Origin of the sequence: Simplicispira sedimenti, from assembly GCF_022760965.1 — a bacterium.
Taxonomy (GTDB): domain Bacteria; phylum Pseudomonadota; class Gammaproteobacteria; order Burkholderiales; family Burkholderiaceae_C; genus Simplicispira; species Simplicispira sedimenti.
On record NZ_JAKVIJ010000004.1, the window covers coordinates 158,004 to 175,599 of the forward strand.

The 17,596-nt window shown below is 67.2% G+C and carries 18 protein-coding genes; 8 read left to right on the plus strand and 10 right to left on the minus strand.

Annotated elements, in window-relative coordinates; all coding sequences use genetic code 11:
- Positions 1-24: 24 nt before the first annotated feature.
- From MJ602_RS06320 to cysS, 3 genes are all read right to left on the minus strand, one after another.
- The gene (locus MJ602_RS06320; protein WP_162015479.1) at positions 25-999 is read right to left on the minus strand and encodes an acetyl-CoA carboxylase carboxyltransferase subunit alpha; all 975 of its coding nucleotides are present in this window, start codon (positions 997-999) and stop codon (positions 25-27) included.
- A 190-nt stretch (positions 1,000-1,189) separates the two neighbouring features.
- Entirely contained in the window at positions 1,190-1,849 is a 660-nt protein-coding gene (locus MJ602_RS06325; protein ID WP_341474739.1) for a DNA-3-methyladenine glycosylase family protein, read from the minus strand.
- 45 nt (positions 1,850-1,894) lie between these two features.
- The gene (gene cysS / locus MJ602_RS06330) at positions 1,895-3,271 is read right to left on the minus strand and encodes a cysteine--tRNA ligase (protein WP_243020014.1); all 1,377 of its coding nucleotides are present in this window, start codon (positions 3,269-3,271) and stop codon (positions 1,895-1,897) included.
- A gap of 216 nt (positions 3,272-3,487) precedes the next feature.
- Between cysS and MJ602_RS06335 the strand changes: the two genes are divergently transcribed.
- From MJ602_RS06335 to MJ602_RS06360, 6 genes are read left to right on the plus strand one after another with little or no spacing between them, the layout of a single operon-like run.
- Complete coding sequence (locus MJ602_RS06335; protein WP_243020015.1) at positions 3,488-4,603, plus strand: L,D-transpeptidase Cds6 family protein; 1,116 nt, start codon at positions 3,488-3,490, stop codon at positions 4,601-4,603.
- Between the two features lie 40 nt (positions 4,604-4,643).
- Entirely contained in the window at positions 4,644-6,017 is a 1,374-nt protein-coding gene (locus MJ602_RS06340) for a L,D-transpeptidase family protein (protein ID WP_243020016.1), read from the plus strand.
- Positions 6,014-6,595 (plus strand): peptidylprolyl isomerase, encoded by a 582-nt coding sequence (locus tag MJ602_RS06345; protein WP_162015474.1) that lies wholly within the window; start codon positions 6,014-6,016, stop codon positions 6,593-6,595. Before MJ602_RS06340 ends, MJ602_RS06345 begins: the two co-directional genes overlap by 4 nt.
- 21 nt (positions 6,596-6,616) lie before the next feature.
- Positions 6,617-7,144, plus strand: a complete 528-nt coding sequence (locus MJ602_RS06350) for a peptidylprolyl isomerase (protein WP_243020017.1) — start codon at positions 6,617-6,619, stop codon at positions 7,142-7,144.
- Positions 7,145-7,160: 16 nt separating this feature from the next.
- Positions 7,161-7,940: a UDP-2,3-diacylglucosamine diphosphatase gene (locus tag MJ602_RS06355; protein ID WP_243020018.1), complete on the plus strand. Its 780-nt coding sequence runs from the start codon at positions 7,161-7,163 to the stop codon at positions 7,938-7,940.
- Between the two features lie 5 nt (positions 7,941-7,945).
- Positions 7,946-8,767 carry a M90 family metallopeptidase gene (locus MJ602_RS06360; RefSeq protein ID WP_243020019.1) on the plus strand — a complete coding sequence of 274 codons (822 nt, stop codon included), beginning with the start codon at positions 7,946-7,948 and terminating at the stop codon, positions 8,765-8,767.
- A 727-nt stretch (positions 8,768-9,494) separates the two neighbouring features.
- Here the strand turns inward: MJ602_RS06360 and mdeB are convergent.
- Positions 9,495-12,185, minus strand: a complete 2,691-nt coding sequence (mdeB, locus tag MJ602_RS06365) for an alpha-ketoglutarate dehydrogenase (protein WP_243020020.1) — start codon at positions 12,183-12,185, stop codon at positions 9,495-9,497.
- Between the two features lie 102 nt (positions 12,186-12,287).
- Here mdeB and MJ602_RS06370 point away from each other — a divergent pair, with 102 nt between their 5' ends.
- Positions 12,288-12,773, plus strand: coding sequence for an Lrp/AsnC family transcriptional regulator (locus MJ602_RS06370; RefSeq protein WP_243020021.1), 486 nt, complete (start codon positions 12,288-12,290; stop codon positions 12,771-12,773).
- Here the strand turns inward: MJ602_RS06370 and MJ602_RS06375 are convergent.
- A complete protein-coding gene (locus MJ602_RS06375; RefSeq protein WP_243020022.1) occupies positions 12,709-13,983 on the minus strand; it encodes a methionine gamma-lyase in 1,275 nt (424 codons plus the stop codon). The two genes, MJ602_RS06370 and MJ602_RS06375, sit on opposite strands and share 65 nt — an antisense overlap.
- A gap of 133 nt (positions 13,984-14,116) precedes the next feature.
- Here MJ602_RS06375 and MJ602_RS06380 point away from each other — a divergent pair, with 133 nt between their 5' ends.
- Positions 14,117-14,590: an Lrp/AsnC family transcriptional regulator gene (locus tag MJ602_RS06380; RefSeq protein WP_243020023.1), complete on the plus strand. Its 474-nt coding sequence runs from the start codon at positions 14,117-14,119 to the stop codon at positions 14,588-14,590.
- 9 nt (positions 14,591-14,599) lie between these two features.
- Here the strand turns inward: MJ602_RS06380 and MJ602_RS06385 are convergent, their stop codons facing one another.
- The 5 genes from MJ602_RS06385 to MJ602_RS06405 all read right to left on the minus strand — a co-directional run bounded on the left by MJ602_RS06385 (position 14,600) and on the right by MJ602_RS06405 (position 17,574).
- Positions 14,600-15,271: an alpha/beta hydrolase gene (locus MJ602_RS06385; protein WP_162015466.1), complete on the minus strand. Its 672-nt coding sequence runs from the start codon at positions 15,269-15,271 to the stop codon at positions 14,600-14,602.
- A 50-nt stretch (positions 15,272-15,321) separates the two neighbouring features.
- A complete protein-coding gene (locus tag MJ602_RS06390) occupies positions 15,322-16,158 on the minus strand; it encodes a DODA-type extradiol aromatic ring-opening family dioxygenase (protein WP_243020024.1) in 837 nt (278 codons plus the stop codon).
- Between the two features lie 117 nt (positions 16,159-16,275).
- A complete protein-coding gene (gene arfB / locus MJ602_RS06395; protein WP_341474740.1) occupies positions 16,276-16,689 on the minus strand; it encodes an alternative ribosome rescue aminoacyl-tRNA hydrolase ArfB in 414 nt (137 codons plus the stop codon).
- A complete protein-coding gene (gene aroQ / locus MJ602_RS06400; protein WP_243020025.1) occupies positions 16,686-17,156 on the minus strand; it encodes a type II 3-dehydroquinate dehydratase in 471 nt (156 codons plus the stop codon). The genes arfB and aroQ overlap by 4 nt, the downstream gene beginning before the upstream one ends.
- A gap of 73 nt (positions 17,157-17,229) precedes the next feature.
- The gene (locus MJ602_RS06405; RefSeq protein ID WP_243020026.1) at positions 17,230-17,574 is read right to left on the minus strand and encodes a hypothetical protein; all 345 of its coding nucleotides are present in this window, start codon (positions 17,572-17,574) and stop codon (positions 17,230-17,232) included.
- Positions 17,575-17,596: the final 22 nt, after the last annotated feature.

Consider the following 17,596-nt stretch of genomic DNA (forward strand, 5'->3'; position numbering starts at 1 on the left):
CGATGGCGCCCCACCCGCGCCAGATCAGTGGTCGGCCTTGGTGTCGGTAAAGCGCCCGTAGCTCTGCAGGCGCTCGTAGCGGCGGTCGAGCAGGTCCTTCACCTTCAGGTCCGCCACCTGGCGGAAAGCATCGCCCAGGGCACGCTTGAGCAGCGAGGACATTTGCTTGGGGTCGCGGTGGGCACCGCCCACGGGCTCGTTGACGATCTTGTCCACCAAACCCAGCGCCTTGAGGCGGTGCGCCGTGATGCCCAGGGCCTCGGCCGCCTCCTGGGCCTTGTCGCTGGTCTTCCAGAGGATGGAAGCGCAGCCCTCGGGGCTGATGACGGAGTACACGGAGTACTGCAGCATCAACACCTGGTCGGCCACGGAGAGCGCCAGCGCGCCGCCCGAGCCACCCTCACCGATGATGGTGGTGATGATGGGCACTTCGAGTTGCGCCATCTCGTAGATGTTGCGGCCGATGGCTTCAGACTGGCCGCGCTCCTCGGCGTCGATGCCGGGGAAAGCGCCGGGCGTGTCCACAAAGGTGAACACGGGCAACTTGAACTTCTCGGCCGTCTTCATCAGACGCAGGGCCTTGCGGTAGCCCTCGGGCCGCGTCATGCCGAAATTGCGCGCAGCACGCTCCTTGGTGTCGCGTCCCTTCTGGTGGCCCAGCACCATGCATGCGTGGCCGTTGAAGCGCGCCAGGCCGCCGACGATGGACAGGTCATCGGCAAAGTGCCGGTCGCCGTGCAGCTCCACGAAGTCGGTGAACAGGTCACGCACATAGTCCAGCGTGTAGGGCCGCTCGGCGTGGCGGGCTATTTTTGTGATCTGCCAGGGCGAGAGGCTGGAGTAGATGTCCTTGGTGAGCTGCTGACTCTTCTTGCTGAGCTGCTCGATCTCGTCGGAAATATCGACGGCACTTTCCGTCTGCACATAGCGCAGTTCTTCGATCTTGGTTTCGAGTTCGGCAATCGGGGACTCGAAGTCCAGGAAGGTTTTTTTCGCCAAGATGGTTCTCCTCTTGTCTTTCAAATATCCATGCGCTGCGCGCTACGGGCAAAACCGGCGCTGCCCAGGCCAGGGCTCCCGCGCAAGGGCCGCCCCGCAGCGCAGGGAGCGTCCCCCTGCCCGCAGCGCACAGCGCCGCGAGAGCGGGGGGAAGGCGCAAAGCGCCTCAGGGGAGTGCCACTCCATATCTTCAATACGTCACCGGCAGCGGGTCCAGCGAGCGCCAAATATACCAAGTGGCCACACTGCACCAGGGCTGCCAGGCCTGGGCCACCTCGCGCGCATCGCTGCGGCTGACCGGGTCGCCGGAAAAATAGTTCTGGCTGATGCCATTGATCAGCCCCACGTCGTCCAGCGGCAGCACGTTGGGCCGCAGCAGGTGGAAGATGAGGAACATCTCGGCCGTCCAGCGGCCGATGCCCCGGATCGCCACCAGCTCGGCGATGATGGCCTCGTCGTCCATGCCGTGCCAGCCGTCCACATGCAGCTTGCCCGCGTCGAAATGCAGGGCCAGGTCCACCAGGTACTCGACCTTGCGTGCCGACAGGCCCGCCGCCCGCATGTCGTCGATCTTGAGCTTGAGCACGGCCGCGGGCGTCATGGCACGCGGCAGCGCGGCAAAGCGCTCCCACACCGTCTGCGCGGCCTTTACCGAGATCTGCTGACCCACGATGCTGCGCGCCAGCGTGACGAAGGCATCTCCGCGTGACTGCAGCACGGCGTCACCGTACTGGGGGATCAGGCGCTTCATCACCCGGTCCTTCTTCATGAGGTGCTTGCACGCCTCGGCCCAATAGCCGGGCGAGGCCGGGCCGGACGCCTCAACCGCTATCTTTTTAGTAGCTGGCACCGCTTACCCCATATGCCTTGGAAGCCAACTTCATCTGTAAAAATATCACGCCGCAGCTTCCCAGGTGGTGCCTGTGGGTGAGTCCTTGAGCACGATGCCCTGCTCCAGCAGCTCCTTGCGGATGCGGTCGGCCTCGGCAAAGTTCTTGGCTGCCTTGGCCGCAGCGCGGGCGGCGATCTGGGCCTGGATGGCGGCCTCGTCGAATCCCGCACCGGCCTGCAAAAAAGCCTGCGGATTTCCCTGCAACAGGCCCAGGCATCCGCCCAAGGCCTTGAGCAGGCCTGCGGCTTGCGCCGACTGGCTGCGATTGACTTCACCCGCCAGCTCGAACAGCACGGCCACGGCCTCGGGCGTGCCGAAGTCTTCGTCCATGGCGGCCTTGAAGCGCGCGGCATGGGGCTGCGTCCAGTCGATGGTCACCTCTTCGGGCGCCACCAGCGACAGCGCGGTGTACAGGCGCTTGAGTGCGGCGCGGGCGTCGTCCAGGTGCATGTCGCTGTAGTTCAGCGGGCTGCGGTAGTGGCTGCGCACGACGAAGAAGCGCACTGTCTCGGCGTCGTACTCCTTGAGCACATCGCGGATGGTGAAGAAGTTGCCCAGGCTCTTGGACATCTTCTCGTTGTCCACGTTGATGAAGCCGTTGTGCATCCAGAAGCGCGCCAGCGGCTGGCCGTGGGCGCCCTCGCTCTGGGCGATCTCGTTCTCGTGGTGCGGAAACTGCAGGTCGGCGCCGCCGCCGTGGATGTCAAAGCTCTGCCCCAGCAGCTCGCAGCCCATGGCCGAGCATTCAATGTGCCAGCCCGGCCGACCCTCGCCCCAGCGGCTGGGCCATTTCACCTCGGCGGGCTCGGTGGGCTTGGCGCTCTTCCAGAGCACGAAGTCGAGCGGGTCGTCCTTGCCCTCCTGCACGGCCACGCGCTCGCCAGCCTGCAACTCGTCGAGCGACTTGCCAGAAAGCTTGCCGTAGCCGGGGAACTTGCGCACGGCGTAGTTCACGTCGCCATTGCCCGCCTGGTAGGCCAGGCCCTTGCCTTCGAGCTGGCCGATCAGCGACAGCATCTGCGGCACGTAGTCGGTGGCACGGGGTTCATGGTCGGGGCGTTGGATGCCCAGGGCGTCGGCGTCCTCGCGCAACGCCGCGATCATGCGATCGGTCAGGCTGCGGATGGTCTCGCCGTTCTGCACGGCGCGCTGGATGATCTTGTCGTCGATGTCGGTGATGTTGCGCACGTAGGTCACGCGCAGGCCGCTGGCGCGCAGCCAGCGCTGCACCACGTCGAAGGCCACCATCGAGCGCGCATGGCCCAGATGGCACAGGTCGTACACGGTCATGCCGCACACATACATGCGCACATGGCCGGGTTCGAGCGGGGAAAAATCCTCCAATGCACGCGACAGCGTGTTGTAGATACGCAAGCTCATGGGATGGTGTTCAGGAAATGAAGGGGGTGGTTGCCGCGCCGAAAACGCAGTCGGGCACGACGGGCTCGCAGCGCCGCCAACCGCTGTGACAGGGCCGGGCGCCATGGGTAATCACCAGTGGCAACAGGATTCGTGCATGAGACCCCCTCAGCTACAATCCGCCGAAGTATAAGCCCGGCCCGGGTTCGGGCGCTTTCATCCCCCTGAACAGCACCCATGACGCACGTTCGCCGCACTCTCCCCCGATTCCTGCGCCTGCTGGCCCTGGCAACCCTGGTGGGAACCGGCCTGGCCCACGCCAACGATTACAACGAAATCACCCAGTTGCTCAAGGCCGGCAAACCCGCCGACGCCCTGGCCAAGGCCGACCAGCGCCTGGCTGAAACCCCGCGCGACCCTCAGCTGCGCTTTCTGCGCGGCGTGGCCCAGGCCGATGCGGGCAAGCACAACGAAGCCATCGTCACCTTCACCAAGCTGACCGAGGAATACCCCGAGCTGCCCGAGCCCTACAACAACCTGGCCGTGCTGTACGCAGGCCAGAACCAGCTCGACAAGTCCCGCGCCGCACTGGAAATGGCCATCCGCACCAACCCCAGCTACGCCACCGCGCACGAGAACCTGGGCGACATCTACGCCAAGCTCGCCAGCCAGGCCTACAGCAAGGCCTTGCAGCTCGACGCCAACACGGCCAACTCGGTCAAGCCCAAGCTGGCCATGATCCGCAGTCTGTTCAGTGCCGACGCAGGCCGTGGCGCACGCCCCGGCGCTGCCACTCCCGCAGCGCCCACGGCCGCACCGGCCCAGCCCGCCAAACCCAGCACCACCGTGGCCGCAGCCCCAGCGCCCACCCCTGCCCCCACCCCAGCGCCCGCCCCGCAGGCCAGCGCTGCCCCTGCGGCGCCAGTGCCAGCGGCCACGGCCAGCCCGGCACCTGCGGCTGCGCCCACACCGGCACCCGCGCCAGCCAGTACCAAAGTGGCCGACGATGACACCGCCGAGCGTGAGGTGAAGGCGGCCGTCGAAGCCTGGGCTGCCGCCTGGTCCGCCAAGGACATGAAGGCCTACCTGGGCGCCTATGGCAAGGACTTCAGCCCACCCGGCCGCCAAAGCCGCTCCGCCTGGGAGAAAGAGCGCGAATCGCGCATCGTGGGCAAGTCGCGCATCAGCGTGAAGCTCTCCAACCTGCAGGTCAGCGTGCAAGGCGACAAGGCCACCGTGCGCTTCCAGCAGGCCTACAGCGCCGATGCGCTGAACGTGTCCAGCCGCAAGACACTGGATCTGGTGCAGCAGCAGGGCCGCTGGACCATCGTGCGCGAGTCCACCGGCGGCTGATGCAGCGTTTTTCGTCCCTTGGAGGCCGCCCACCGGCGGCATGGTCTTCTTGCTGAGTCTGCGCATGGGGTCTCTGGTGTCTTTGCGCGGCGCACTGGCTGCGCTGCTGTGCCTGCTGCTGGTGCAGCTGGGCGGCCATGCGCAGGCCAAGAACCTGGGCTCCACGCCCAAGCTGCGCGCCAGCGCAGCCCAGGGGGCACCGGCCAAGTCAGCCTCCCGTGGCACCCAGGCCGCACGCAAGCCCCAGGCCACACGCACCAAAAAAGCCCGGCCTGCACCGCCCGCCCCCGCGCCCCTGCGCGACGGCCAGGCCGAAGAGCGCTTGCTGCAGGTGCTGGAACTCACGCGCCAGGGGCAAACGCGCGATGCGCTGACCCAGGCCGAGCGCCTGGTGCGCGACTACCCCAACTTCCAACTCGCCCAGCTCGCCCTGGGTGACTTGCTGGCCGCCCGCGCCCGCCCCCTGCAGCAGCCGGGCGATGTGCCCAGCGCGCTGCATGCCGAGGCACGCACCACGCTGCTGGAGCTGCGCACCGAACTCCAGCGCCGCGTGGAAGCCCGCGGCGCCCGCCCTGGGCAGCAGAAAGTGCCCTCGCAGTTCCTTGAACTGGCGCCGCGCTACCGCCACGCCATCGCGGTGGATGCCTCGCGCTCGCGCCTGTACCTGTTCGAGAACACACCGCAGGGCCTGCGCCTGGTGGCCGACTATTACGCCTCGGTAGGCAAGCTGGGCATCGAAAAAACGGTGGAAGGCGACCAGCGCACGCCGCTGGGGGTGTACTTCATCACCAGCCGCCTGGACCCGGCCACGCTGCGCGACTTCTACGGCGCCGGTGCCCTGCCACTGAACTACCCCAACCCGCTGGACCAGTTGCGCGGCAAGACCGGCAGCGGCATCTGGCTGCACGGCACGCCGCCCGACCAGTTCTCGCGCGCGCCACAGGCCACCGACGGCTGCGTGGCCCTGGCCAACCCCGATCTGGAACGCCTGCTGCGCACCGTGGAGCCACGCACCACGCCCGTGGTCATCGCGCGCCAGCTCGACTGGGTGGCACCGCACAGCGTACAGGCCGAGCACAAGGCCTTCGAGGCGGTGCTGGACGGCTGGCGCAATGCCAAGACGGCGGGCGACATGCAGCGGCTGATGGCTTTCTACGCCCCCGACTTCCAGGGCCAGCGCAAGACCACCCTGGCCCAATGGGCCACCGCACTGCACGCCGAAACCCAGGCCCTGGGCGGACGCGAAATCGAACTCAAGGACAAGGCCATCCTGCGCTGGACCGACAGCATGGACACCATGGTGGTCACGTTCGGTGAGGTGGCCTCCGGGTCGCGCACCGGCCCCGTCAAACGCCAGTTCTGGGCCCGCCGGGGCAAGCATTGGCAGATCATTTACGAAGGAGTGATTGGATGATTTCCAGAAGAAATTCCGCTCTGGCGCTTGCCAGTATTGCCGCAGCAGCTACTATTTTTGTAGCACCCGTACACGCCCAGAACGCCCCGCGCGTCAAGCTCGCCACCAGCTTGGGCGACATCGTGGTCGAACTCAACCCCGCCAAGGCCCCCAAGACGGTGGAAAACTTCCTGAAGTACGTGGCCGACAAGCACTACGACGGCACCATCTTTCACCGTGTGATCGACGGCTTCATGATCCAGGGCGGCGGCTTCACGCCCGACATGGTGCAAAAACCCATGCGCCCGCCCATCCCGCTGGAAGCCACCAACGGCCTGAAGAACGACACCTACACCATCGCCATGGCGCGCACCAACGTGCCCGACTCCGCCACGGCGCAGTTCTTCATCAATGTGAAGGACAATGCCATGCTCAACGCGCCCCAGCCTGACGGACACGGCTACGCCGTGTTCGGCAAGGTGGTCTCGGGCACCGAGGTCGTGGACAAGATCAAGGGCGTACCCACCGGCAACAAGGGCCCGTTCCAGAACGTGCCCACCACCCCCGTCGTCATCACCTCGGCCACGCTGGTCAAGTAACTGAACCCCAAGGAAACCGCCATGAGCAACCCGCAAGTCGAACTGCACGTCACCATCAACGTCGCTGACACCGCCACCCCCGGCGTCATCACCCTGGAACTGGACAACGCCAAGGCCCCCAAGTCCACCGCCAACTTCCTGAACTACGTGAACAAGGGCCATTACGACGGCACCATCTTCCACCGCGTGATCAAGGGCTTCATGATCCAGGGCGGCGGCTTCACCCCTGACATGCAGCAGAAGGCCACCGACGCCCCCATAGAGAACGAGGCCGCCAACGGCCTGAAGAACGATGCCTACACCATCGCCATGGCACGCACCAACGACCCGCACAGCGCCACGGCCCAGTTCTTCATCAACGTGGTGGACAACGCCTTCCTGAACCACACCTCGCCCTCGCCCCAGGGCTGGGGCTACGCCGTGTTCGGCAAGGTGGTCAAGGGCCAGGACGTGGTGGACGCCATCCGCAAGGTGCGCACCACGCGCAAGGGCTACCACGACGACGTGCCTTTCGACGCCGTGGTGATCGACAAGGCCGTGGCACTCTGACCACGCCAGCGCCCGCGTGAGCCCGACCGTGCCCCGGTTCGAGGAGCTTGTCGCTCCTTCGCACTGGCGCACGGTCGATTTTTTGTCGGACCTGCACCTGCAGGCCAGCGAGCCCGACACCCTGGCCGCCTGGCACCACTACCTGCAGACCACGCCCGCCGATGCCCTGTTCATCCTGGGCGACCTGTTCGAAGTCTGGGTGGGCGACGACGCACTGGATGACCCCGGCAGTTTTGAATCCCAGGCCTGTGCCCTGCTCCAAGCCGCCAGCCGCCAGCGTGCGCTGTTCTTTCTGCACGGCAACCGCGACTTTCTCATCGGCCCCGGCTTTGCCCGGCACACCGGCGCCACCCTGCTGCATGACCCCACCGTGCTGGTCTGGCAAGGCCAGCGCCTGCTGCTCAGCCATGGCGACGCGCTGTGCCTGGACGATGTGGACTACCAGCGCTTTCGCGTGCAGGCGCGCAGCGTGCAGTGGCAAGAGCACTTCCTGGCCCAGCCCCTGGCGCAGCGCCGCGCCCAGGCACGCGGCATCCGCGCCGAGAGCGAAGCACGCAAGCAGTCCGGTGCGGTGTATGCCGACGTGGACGGCCCTGCCGCCATCGCCTGGCTGCAGGCCGCCCGCGCCACCACCCTGGTCCACGGCCACACGCACCGCCCGGCTGAACACGCTTTGGTCCCGGGCCTCGCCCGCGTGGTGCTGAGCGACTGGGACGCTGCCGCCCACCCGCCGCGCGCCGATGTGCTGCGCCTCACGCCCCAGGGCTTGGAACGCGTCGCCATCGTCCCCACCTGACGACGATGCCCGCCTTTTTGAACCGCCTGCGCAACCGCTTGCGCAGCACCCTCGCCCCCGTGCCCGACATCCCGGCCGAACTCTGGTTGGAGACCCTGCGGCGCCACCCTTTCCTCGCCGCCCTGGGCCTGCCCCAACAGGCCAAGCTACGCGCCCTGAGCGCCCTCTTCCTCGACGGCAAGCAGTTCCATGGTGCGCACGGCCTGGTGGTCACCGACGCCATGGCCATCGACATCGCCGCCCAGGCCTGCCTGCCGCTGCTGCATTGGGGCGAGCCCCGCGACGCACTGGGCTGGTACGACGACTTCGTAACCATCGTCGTGCACCCCAGCGAGGCCGTGGCCCGGCGCGAGCACATGGACGAAGCCGGGGTCATGCACCGCTACACCGAGGTGCTGGCCGGTGAGGCCATGGAACGCGGCCCGGTGATGCTGAGCTGGCCCCATGTGGAAGGCGCGGCGCACAGTGCCCAGCACGGCAGCAACGTGGTGGTGCACGAGTTTGTGCACAAGCTGGACATGCGCAGCGGCCACGCCAACGGCTGCCCGCCGCTGCCTGCCGGATTCATGGGCACGCGCAGCGCGCGCGCCGCGCACGAGGCCTGGTGGGCCGCCTGGGAGCCGGCCTACCAGCATTTCCGCGAGGCCGTGATCAAGGCCGAGCGCTTTGGTACCGACTGGCCCTGGCTCGATGCCTATGGCGCAACGGCTCCGGCGGAATTCTTCGCGGTGGCCTGCGAGGCCTACTTTGTGAACCGTGAGCGGTTTGCGCTGGAGTTTCCGGGGTTGGTGCCGGTGCTGGATGCGTTCTTTCGGCCTGGGGACTGATTTTGTGCCTCGATGGGGCTTTGGCGCTTGCTGGGATTGCGGCGATAGCTATCTTTTTTGATGGCTTGCTTTTGTTGAGGGCGGGAGCCGGGTCTCGCCCCGGCGGGCGACTCACTTTCTTTCGCTTCGCCGAAAGAAAGTAAGCAAAGAAAGGGCGACCCTGCTGCCCGTGACCCCCACGCTGCGCGCGGGGGCAGCCTGCGATGCTCGTTCGCGGGGCGTGCTGCGGAACTCACTGCGCGCCTGCGGCGCTCCGTTCGGACAACCGCAGCAAGTCAGACCACAAAGGCGTGTGTCCTGCGGCACACGCCCACCCCGCGCCCTGCGCTTCTCGGCACGGGCAAAAGGGGCCTTGGCCATACGGGCCATCGCTGCGCTCGGCCCCACAGGGCGCAGCGATGGCCCGTGTGGATTGCGGCCTTCAAACCCCTTCTGGCTGCGCCTGCGGCGGGGCGCTTGCGGGGTGGGCATGCGCGTCGCAGCGCGCATGCTTCGTCCACTGACTCGCCGGGGTTGTCCGAACGGAGCTGCGCAGCAGCGCAGTGAGTTCCACGGCGCACCCCGCAAGCGCCCCGACGCAGGTTTGCCCCGTAGCGCAGCGCAGGGGTCGCAGACTGTGGGTCGCCTTTTCTTTGGTGACTTTCTTTTGGCGAAGCAAAAGAAAGTTACTGCGCCGCCGGGCGCACATCCCGGCCAGCCACCCTCAAAAAAGCACCAGCAACACCCATCAGCAAGCCAACAACGCCACCCGCACCACCGCCGCCGCATCCACCCCAAAAAACGCCCGCAGCGCCGCCCGCGTATCGCTGCGCCCAAACCCATCCGTCCCCAGCGTGATGAAGCGGCGGCCCGGCGGCACGAAGGCACGCACCGTCTCGGGCACCGAGCGCACATAGTCGGTGGCGGCGATCACCGGCCCCTGCGTGCCCGCAAGTAGCTGCGTCAACCAAGGCACGCCAGGCTCGGCCTCGCCCGCCAGCGCGCGCTGCTCGCAGGCCACGCCGTCGCGGGCCAGTTCGCTCCAGCTGGTCACGCTGAGCACGGTCACATCCACGCCCTCAGCCGCCAGCGTTTCGGCGGCCTTCACCACCTCGGTGAGGATGGCGCCGGAGCCCAGCAGGGTGACCGATTTCTTGGACGAAATTGGCTCTCCATGCCCTTCCATCGTGCGCGAATAGCTATTGAATTGATAGCATCCACGCAATACCCCCTCGTGTGCATCAGCGGGCAGGTCGGGCTGGGCGTAGTTCTCGTTCATGAGCGTGACGTAGTAGAAAACGTCGCGCTGCTCGGTCACCATCTCGCGCATGCCGGCGTCCACGATCACGGCCATCTCGCCCGCGTAGGCCGGGTCGTAGGCCTTGCAGTTGGGGATGGTGGCCGCGACCAGGTGGCTGCTGCCGTCCTGGTGCTGCAGGCCCTCACCGCCCAGGGTGGTGCGGCCCGAGGTGGCGCCGAGCAGGAAGCCGCGCGCACGCTGATCGGCGGCGGCCCAGATGGCGTCGCCCACACGCTGGAAGCCGAACATGGAGTAGTAGATGTAGAACGGCAACATGGCCAGGCCGTGCACGCTGTAGCTGGTGGCCGCCGCCGTCCAGCTCGCAATCGCCCCGGCCTCGCTGATGCCCTCCTCGAGAATTTGCCCATCGAGCGCCTCGCGGTACGAGAGCACCGAGCCAATGTCCTCGGGCGCGTAGCGCTGGCCCACGCTGCTGTAGATGCCCACCTGCTTGAACAGGTTGGCCATGCCGAAGGTGCGCGCCTCGTCGGCCACGATGGGCACGATGCGGGGGCCGAGCGTGGCGTCCTTGAGCAGCGTGCCCAGCATGCGCACGAAGGCCATGGTGGTGCTCATCTCCTTGCCATCGGCGGCCAGCGCGAACTGCGCGTAGCTGGCGATGGGCGGCACGGGCAGGGCCTCGCACACTGTTTCGCGCCGGGGCAGGTAGCCGCCCAAAGCCTGGCGGTGGCGGCGCAGGTACTGCATTTCGGCGCTGTCTTCCTGCGGCTTGTAGAAGGCCAGGCCCGTAGCCTGTGCGTCGCTGAGCGGCAGGTTGAAGCGGTTGCGGAATTCGATGAGGTCGCTGTCGTCGAGCTTCTTCTGGCTGTGCGTGGTCATCTTGCCCTGGCCCGCCTGGCCCATGCCGTAGCCCTTCTTGGTATGGGCCAGGATCACTGTGGGCTGGCCCTGGTGCGCGCTGGCGGCCGCGTAGGCGGCGTGGATCTTCACCAGGTCATGGCCGCCGCGCTTGAGGCGGTCGATCTGCTCGTCCGTCATGCCCTGGGCCAGCGCGGCCAGCTCGGGGTTCTGGCCGAAGAAGTTGTCGCGGTTGAAGCGGCCATCCTTGGCGGCGAAGGTCTGCATTTGCCCATCCACCGTGCCTTCGAGCGTGCGCACCAGCGCGCCCGTGAGGTCGCGGGCGAACAGGCCGTCCCAGTCGCTGCCCCAGACGAGCTTGACCACGTTCCAGCCCGCGCCCGCGAACAGGCGCTCCAGCTCGTCGATGATGCGGCCGTTGCCGCGCACCGGGCCGTCCAGGCGCTGCAGGTTGCAGTTGACCACCCAGACGAGGTTGTCCAGACCCTCGCGTGCCGCGAGCGTGAGCGCGCTCATGCTCTCGGGCTCGTCCATCTCGCCGTCGCCGAACACGCCCCACACGCGCCGCATCGCGGTGCGTCCTTCTGTGTCTTTGCGACCAGCGCAGTCCAGCAGGTTGCGGTGCGTGAGGTAGCGCATGAAGCGCGCGTGGTAGATGCTGCTGATGGGACCGATGCCCATGGAGCCCGTGGGGAACTGCCAGAAATCGGGCATGAGCCAGGGATGCGGGTAGCTGGAGAGGCCGCGCGCGCCCTGCGCCGGGGCGGTGATCTCCTGGCGGTAGTGCATGAGGTCCTGCTCGCTCAAACGCCCTTCGAGGAAGGCGCGCGCGTACACGCCGGGCGCGCTGTGCGGCTGGAAGAACACCAGGTCGCCCCGGTGCTGGCCCGCACCCAGGCCCTCGCGGGCATGGAAGAAGTGGTTGAAGCCAGTCTCGAACAAGTCCGCCGCGCTGGCGTAGCTGGCGATATGGCCGCCCAGTTCGCCATAGGCCTGGTTGGCGCGCACCACCATGGCCAGCGCGTTCCAGCGCATGATGGACGCCAGACGCTCTTCGATGGCCAGGTCACCGGGGAATACACCCTGGTCCTGCACGGCCACGGTGTTCACATAGGGCGTGTTCAGGCCCGGCTGCCAGCCCACGCGCTGGGCGCGCGCCATGCGCGCCAATTCGTCGAGCACGAAGCGCGCGCGCTCGGGGCCTTCGGTGGCCACCAGGGCGAGGAAGGCCTCGCGCCACTCGGCGGTTTCCTGGGGGTCGGTGTCCTCGGGCAAGCCTGCGGGGCGCACGAGGGCCTGGGGTGGGATGGGAGCATTCATGGTCGCCACTCTATTCCTTGGCTGGCAAAACAGGGTGCTGTATTGCGGGCAAAATGGCCTGCTCGCAGCACAAAATTCCAATTTCAAAATCCAACGCAGCATATGAAGCTGGACGCCATCGATCTGCGCATCCTGGCCGAACTGCAGGCCGACGGCTCGCTCTCCAACGTGGAGCTGGCCCGGCGCGTGCATCTCTCGCCCTCGCCCTGCCTGGCGCGTGTGAAGGCGCTGGAGGCCGCGGGCGTCATCAGCCGCTACGTGGCGCTGGCCAACGCCGCCGCGCTGGGGCTGGGGCTCAATGTGTTCATCAGCGTCAGCCTCAAAACCCAGAGCAAAGAGGCCCTGGCCGACTTCGAGCGCCGCATCGCCGAGCAGGACGAAGTGATGGAGTGCTACCTGATGACCGGCGACAGCGACTACCTGCTGCGCGTGGCCGTGGCCGACATGGCGGCGCTGGAAAAGCTCATTCTGGAGCGGCTCTCGCCCATTCCGGGGGTGGAGAAGATCCGCTCCAGCTTCGCCCTCAAGCAGGTGCGCTACAAGACGGCGCTGCCGCTGCCCCAGCCGTCGTCGGTTGCGCGCGGCTGAAGTCCAGCGCCTGCACCAGGTCCAGTGCCTGGCCGATGTCGGCCAGGATGTCCTGCACATCCTCCAGCCCCACCGACAGGCGCACCAGCCCTTCGGAAATGCCGTGCGCGGCGCGCTCTTCGGGCGTGTAGGTGGAATGCGTCATGCTGGCCGGGTGCTGGGCCAGCGTTTCGGCATCGCCCAGGCTCACGGCGCGGGTGACCAGGCGCAGCGCATCCATGAAGCGCACGCCCGCCGGCAGGCCGCCGTGCAGTTCGAAGGCGATCATGCCGCCCATCTGGCGCATCTGCTTCTTGGCCAGCGCGTGCTGGGGAAAGCTGGGCAGGCCGGGGAAGTGCACCACGGCGGCGGCCGGGTGCGCGGCGATGAATTCGGCCACCGTCTGGGCACTCTGGCAGTGGCGATCCATGCGCAGCGCCAGGGTCTTGAGGCCGCGCATCACCAGGTGGGCGTCGTAGGCGGACATCACGGCGCCCGTCATGTCCTTGAGGCCGTACAGGCGCACGCGCTGGGCCAGCTCGGCGTCGGCAAAGATGGCGGCACCGGCGGTCAAGTCGCCATGGCCGCTGAGGTACTTGGTCATGGAGTGCACGCTCACATCCGCACCCAGCACCAGCGGCTGCTGCAGGTAGGGCGAGCAGTAGGTGTTGTCCACCACTACCTTGGCAACCTTGGCATGGGCCAGCGCCGCAATGGCGGCAATGTCGGCCAGGCGCATGTTGGGGTTGGCGGGGGATTCGAGGTACACCACGCGGGTCTTGTCGCCCAAGGCGGCGGCCACGTTGGCCGCGTCGGTCATGTCCACATGGCGCACCGTGACGCCAAAGCGCGCCAGGCCATGGTGCAGGAACGAGAAGGTGCAGCCATAGAGCGTGAGGTCGGTCAGCACCTCGTCGCCCGGCTCCAGCATGGACCACAGCGTGGCCGTGATGGCGCCCATGCCCGAACCGAACACCACCGCACCCGCGCCCTGCTCCAGGCTGGCCAGGCGCCCTTCGAGCAGCGCCAGCGTGGGGTTGGCAATGCGGGTGTAGATGTAGCCGCTTTCCTCACCCGCAAAGCAGCGCGCGCCGTAACCCACATCCGGAAACGTCCAGGTGGCCGAGGTGTGGATGGGCGGCACCAGCGCGCCCTGGTTCTCGGCCGGGTTGTAGCCAAAGTGGATGGCGCGGGTCGCGAAGCCGCCGCTGTGGTCTGTGGCCTGGGTCATGGCAATGTCTCCGTCAAGTGGTTGGTATGGCCAAATTGTTTGCCAATGGCGCAGGCAATTTTTCTCTCATTTCGCGCCAATCTGCGCGTTTTTTGGAAATAATTGCCTTATTGACAGACCATTGAGGCAATTCATGCCCGCACCCCAACACGAACTCGACGCTGTGGACCGCAGCCTGCTCCATGCCCTGCAACAGGACGGCCGCGCCACCGTGGGCGAGCTGGCCGAGCGCGTGGCACTGTCGCCCTCGCCCTGCTGGCGGCGCGTGCGGCAGTTGGAGGAATCCGGATTGATCAGCGGCTACCACGCCCACCTGGACCGGCACCTCGCGGGCTGGGGCGTGCTGGGCTTCGTGCAACTGGGCCTGCACAACCACACGGCGGAAGTCACCGCCGCCTTCGAGCGTGAAGTGCAGGCGCTGCCGCAGGTGCTGGCCTGCCACAACCTCTCGGGCCGCTACGACTACCAGCTGGAGGTGGTGGCGCCCAGCCTGGAGGTGTTTGCCGAGTTTGTGCGCACCAGCATCCGCAGCCTGCCGGGGGTGCGCGAGATTTCCACCAGCTTTTCGCTCAAGGAAGTCAAGCGCACGGTGGCGCTGCCGGTATAGGGCAACGCCCTAAAACGCCGTGGGCGTGGTGGACAGGCCCTCCAGCCAGGCCAGGGTTTGCGCCAGCTCGGACGGGCGGATTTCGTGCGCGCTGGAGAACTCGCGGAACGTGACCGACACCGGCAGCTTGTCGAAATGGTGGGTGATGGCCTGTGCGCTGGAGCGCGGAACCACGTCGTCGTGCACGCCGTGGCTCACCCACAGCTTGCGGCCATGGAAGGCGTCGGCCTTGGCCTCCAGGGGCTGCATCTGCGCCAGCAGCCGCCCATGCCAGACGATGCAGCCCAGCATCAGCTCGGGCCGCGTGAGCAGCATGGACAGTGCCATGGTGCCGCCCTGGCTGAAGCCGCCCACCACCGTGCGCTCGGGCGGTATGCCCGTTTGCTGGGCCGCGGCCTCAATGGTCTGGGTGATGAGCTGGCGGCTGGCGGCCTCCTGCGCTTCGTCGATGCTGCGCGCGCCACCGGGCTCCAGGGAAAAGTCGTACCACGCAAACGAACCCGGCCCCATGCGGTGCGGTGCGCGCAGGCTGAGTACGTAGTAGCGGTCCGGGAACTGCGCAGACAGGGCAAACAGGTCCTGCTCGTTGCTGCCCACCCCGTGCATCAGCACCAGCAGCCAGGGCTTGGGCGTGGCGGGCGCCGCAGGGCGCTGCAGAAAAGTGAGCGGCAAATCCAACATGGTCAGGCCCCCAAAGCAGTGGTGCCTGATGGTACTGCAAGCCGGTGCGATCACACCACCGGCTGCAGTGCAAACGCATCCATGGCCAGCATGCCGTACATCACCTCACGGCTGAGGTATTGGGTGTGCCAATCCTGCGGCGCCGCACCCAGAGCAAAGAACAGGGGCAGAAAATGCTCGTCCGTGGGGTGCGCGCGCCGGGCATGCGGAGCAAGCTCCCGGTAGCTGAGCAGGGCCGACACATCGTGGCGCTGCACAGCGTCTTCCACCCAGCGGCTGAAGACCTGCACATAGGGGTCGGGCGCATCCTCGCCATCACCACCGCCCATGAACTCGGCCAGGTTGTGCGTCATGCTGCCCGTACCCACCAGCAGCACCCCCTGCTGCGCCAGCGGGCGCAGCGCCGCCCCCAAGGCATGCACCTGCGCGGGCCCGGCGCCCACGGGCAGCGCCAGTTGCACCACGGGCACATCGGCCTGAGGGAACAGGTGCATCAGCGGCACCCAGGCGCCATGGTCGAAGGGGCGCTGTGCATCGCCTTGCGCGGCCACGCCTGCGGCAGCCAGCAGGTCCAGCACCTCCTGCGCCAGCGCCGGTGCGCCCGGCGCGGGGTATTGCAGTTCATACAGCGCCGACGGAAAGCCGCCAAAGTCGTGCCATGTGGCAGGCTGGGCACCGGTGGTCACGCGCACACCCCGCGCCATCCAATGCGGCGACATGACCACCACGCCCCGCAAGCCCGGAAACTGCGCACGCAGCGCCTGCCCCCAGCGGGTGAGCGCCGGGCCGGTCTCGCCCGCATCCACGGCAAACAGGGGTGCGCCGTGCGACACGAACAACGAGGGAACAACGGGGTGGGCGGAGGCAGTGGCGGTCATGGTGGTCATCCTTTACCGGCACTGTAAAAGTTTAGGAAGCGCGCATAAAGCACCTGCCCGCCGACTCTACGTTCCAAAAATGGTGCGAATGACTTCCATGGGGCCCTTCGCGGCAGCACAACGTACCTACATGGGCACCTTGCCGCGCAAAGCCTTGGTCTGGCCGCGCTGGCTTTTGGACTCCAACCGGCGCTGCTTCGATCCGTAAGTGGGCTTGGTGGGCCTGCGCACCAGCGGCGCGTGCGCCACGCTCTGCACCAGCGCATTGAGCCGCGCCAGCGCGTCGGCGCGGTTTTGCTCCTGGCTGCGGTACTGCTGGGCCTTGATGACGACCACGCCCTCTTGCGTGATGCGGCTGTCGCGCAGCGCCAGCAGGCGCGCCTTCACGTCCAGGGGCAAGGACGAAGCGCCAATGTCGAAGCGCAGGTGCACCGCGCTCGACACCTTGTTGACGTTCTGCCCGCCCGCGCCCTGGGCGCGCATGGCGGTGATTTCGACCTCGTCCTCGGTGATGGCGGGCAGGGCCGCGGCCGTCGTCACTGCATCTGCACCAGCGCGTCGATGGCCAGCCCGTAGCCCGCCACGCCAAAGCCGCACATCACGGCCCGCGCCACCGCCGACAGGTAGGAATGGTGGCGGAACGCCTCGCGCGCGTGCACGTTGCTGATGTGCAACTCGATCAGCGTCACGCCCGTGCCCTTGACGGCGTCCGCCAGCGCCACGCTGGTGTGTGTGTAGGCCCCGGCGTTGAGCACCAGGCCCGCCAACTCCCCGGCAGCCTGCAGGCGGCCCGCCTCGTGGATCCAGTCGATCAGCGCGCCCTCATGGTTGCTTTGGTGAAAGCGCAGCGAGAAACCGTGGCGCGCGCAAGCTGCGGCGCAGATCTGCTCCACATCGGCCAGCGTTTGCGCACCATAGACGGCGGGTTCGCGCGTGCCCAGCAGGTTCAGGTTGGGGCCATTGAGGACAAAAACGGTTTTCACAGGCAGCACTCTCCGGGGTGGCATGGCGCCCACCGCCATGGTGGGCCGCCTGCGGAATTATGCGGCCTGGCCTGCGGCAACAGCCGCAGGGTGGGGATCAGCGATCCCAGCGGTCGTAGTCTCGGTGACCCCGATGGCCGCGGTGATGGTGGCGGTGGTGACGATGTTCCCGGTAGTAATGGCCGGGAGGCGGTGCGTAGTACACCGGAGCAGGCGCCGTGTAATAGACCGGGCGCGGCGGAGGCGGTGGTGCGTAGTACACAGGCGCCGGGGCCACATACACGGGGTAACCGCCATTGCCCACCCCTACCGACACCCCAGGGGAGTTGACCCCCACAGACCAATACACATCACGCGCCTGCGCAGGGGCTGCACCCACGGCCAGTGCCAATGCCACACCGGCCGCAGCCACCATGCCAAGGAAAGAACGGGTTGAGGACATCACAATCTCCTTTACCAGCCAG

What these genes read in the sequence shown, in the direction of transcription:
- MJ602_RS06350 (WP_243020017.1), top strand. Translation starts at nt 6,617, where the DNA reads ATGAGCAACCCGCAAGTCGAACTGCACGTCACCATCAACGTCGCTGAC.
- MJ602_RS06375 (WP_243020022.1), bottom strand. Translation starts at nt 13,983, where the DNA reads ATGACCCAGGCCACAGACCACAGCGGCGGCTTCGCGACCCGCGCCATC.
- MJ602_RS06340 (WP_243020016.1), top strand. Translation starts at nt 4,644, where the DNA reads ATGGTCTTCTTGCTGAGTCTGCGCATGGGGTCTCTGGTGTCTTTGCGC.
- cysS (WP_243020014.1), bottom strand. Translation starts at nt 3,271, where the DNA reads ATGAGCTTGCGTATCTACAACACGCTGTCGCGTGCATTGGAGGATTTT.
- MJ602_RS06405 (WP_243020026.1), bottom strand. Translation starts at nt 17,574, where the DNA reads ATGTCCTCAACCCGTTCTTTCCTTGGCATGGTGGCTGCGGCCGGTGTG.
- MJ602_RS06335 (WP_243020015.1), top strand. Translation starts at nt 3,488, where the DNA reads ATGACGCACGTTCGCCGCACTCTCCCCCGATTCCTGCGCCTGCTGGCC.
- MJ602_RS06385 (WP_162015466.1), bottom strand. Translation starts at nt 15,271, where the DNA reads ATGTTGGATTTGCCGCTCACTTTTCTGCAGCGCCCTGCGGCGCCCGCC.
- mdeB (WP_243020020.1), bottom strand. Translation starts at nt 12,185, where the DNA reads ATGAATGCTCCCATCCCACCCCAGGCCCTCGTGCGCCCCGCAGGCTTG.
- MJ602_RS06360 (WP_243020019.1), top strand. Translation starts at nt 7,946, where the DNA reads ATGCCCGCCTTTTTGAACCGCCTGCGCAACCGCTTGCGCAGCACCCTC.
- aroQ (WP_243020025.1), bottom strand. Translation starts at nt 17,156, where the DNA reads ATGCCACCCCGGAGAGTGCTGCCTGTGAAAACCGTTTTTGTCCTCAAT.
- MJ602_RS06380 (WP_243020023.1), top strand. Translation starts at nt 14,117, where the DNA reads ATGCCCGCACCCCAACACGAACTCGACGCTGTGGACCGCAGCCTGCTC.
- MJ602_RS06345 (WP_162015474.1), top strand. Translation starts at nt 6,014, where the DNA reads ATGATTTCCAGAAGAAATTCCGCTCTGGCGCTTGCCAGTATTGCCGCA.
- MJ602_RS06390 (WP_243020024.1), bottom strand. Translation starts at nt 16,158, where the DNA reads ATGACCACCATGACCGCCACTGCCTCCGCCCACCCCGTTGTTCCCTCG.
- MJ602_RS06370 (WP_243020021.1), top strand. Translation starts at nt 12,288, where the DNA reads ATGAAGCTGGACGCCATCGATCTGCGCATCCTGGCCGAACTGCAGGCC.